General features: G+C 72.0%; 1 protein-coding gene. It reads left to right on the forward strand.

Annotated features, from left to right (window positions below; genetic code table 11):
* Position 1 precedes the first annotated feature (1 nt).
* Positions 2-815: tRNA (adenine-N1)-methyltransferase (locus E1298_RS47335; RefSeq protein ID WP_131903902.1), on the forward strand; the 814-nt coding region annotated here is incomplete at its 3' end.

The following is an 815-nucleotide window of genomic DNA, read 5'->3' on the forward strand; positions in this document are numbered from 1 at the left end:
CATCCCCCACGGCCCGTTCCGGCCCGGCGACCAGGTTCAGCTCACCGACCCCAAAGGCCGCATCAACACCATCACCCTCCACCCCGGCAAGGACTACCACTCCCACAAAGGCTCCGTCCCCCACGACGACATCATCGGCAGCCCCGAAGGCACCGTCTTCCGCTCCACCGGCGGCACCGACTACCTCGCCTTCCGCCCCCTCCTCGCCGACTTCGCCGTCCGCATGCCCCGCGGCGCCGCCGTCGTCTACCCCAAGGACGCCGCCCAGATCGTCGCCATGGCCGACATCTTCCCCGGCGCCCGCGTCGTCGAGGCCGGCGCCGGATCAGGCGCCCTCACCTGCTTCCTCCTCCGCGCCGTCGGCGAACACGGCCACCTGTCCTCCTACGAGCGGCGCCCCGACTTCGCCGACATCGCCCGCGCCAACGTCGAGAAGTTCTTCGGTGGCCCCCACCCCGCATGGCGCCTCACCCTCGGCTCCCTCGAACACACCCTCACCGAGACCGAGATCGACCGCGTCGTCCTCGACATGCTCGCCCCCTGGGAATGCCTCGACGCCGTCGCCAAAGCCCTCATCCCCGGCGGCATGGTCTGCGCCTACATCGCCACCACCACCCAGATGTCCCGCGTCGTCGAGGACCTGCGCGCCCACGGCGCCTTCGCCGAGCCCTACGCCTTCGAGACCATGCTGCGGTCCTGGCACGTCGAGGGCCTCGCCGTCCGCCCCGACCACCGCATGGTCGGCCACACCGGCTTCCTCGTCACCGCCCGCCGCCTCGCCGACGGCGTCACCCCGCCCTTGCGTCGCCGCCGCC

This window comes from Actinomadura rubrisoli, from assembly GCF_004349215.1.
In the GTDB taxonomy this organism is placed as follows: domain Bacteria; phylum Actinomycetota; class Actinomycetes; order Streptosporangiales; family Streptosporangiaceae; genus Spirillospora; species Spirillospora rubrisoli.